This window comes from Stenotrophomonas sp. AS012628 (assembly GCF_010608305.1).
GTDB lineage: Bacteria > Pseudomonadota > Gammaproteobacteria > Xanthomonadales > Xanthomonadaceae > Stenotrophomonas > Stenotrophomonas geniculata.
The window spans coordinates 1-259 of the sequence record NZ_VMBJ01000162.1; the positions used below are offsets into that span (position 1 = coordinate 1).

At 67.2% G+C, this 259-nt stretch carries 1 pseudogene; it reads left to right on the top strand.

Features of this window, described 5'->3' with window-relative positions:
- Positions 1–42: 42 nt before the first annotated feature.
- A pseudogene (locus G5A07_RS22610) lies at positions 43–259 on the top strand (hypothetical protein); the annotation flags it as partial.

Below are 259 nucleotides of genomic sequence, written 5' to 3' on the forward strand. Positions count from 1 at the left end.
GCCAAGCACGGTATCTATGGCCTGGCCTACTGGAACAACGGCATGAAGCAGCTTTCCGCCACTCGCGAGCTGCACCGGCCGGACGATGCCAAGGGCCTGGTCTTCCGTATCCAGCCGTCGTCGGTGCTGGAAGCGCAGTTCGCCATGCTCGGCGCGGGCGTCGTCGATGGCCAGGCGCGCCTCGTCGAGCACCTTCACGCAGCGCTGGTAGAAGCGTTCGCCAGCATCGGTCAGGGCCATCCGCCGGGTGCTGCGGCTG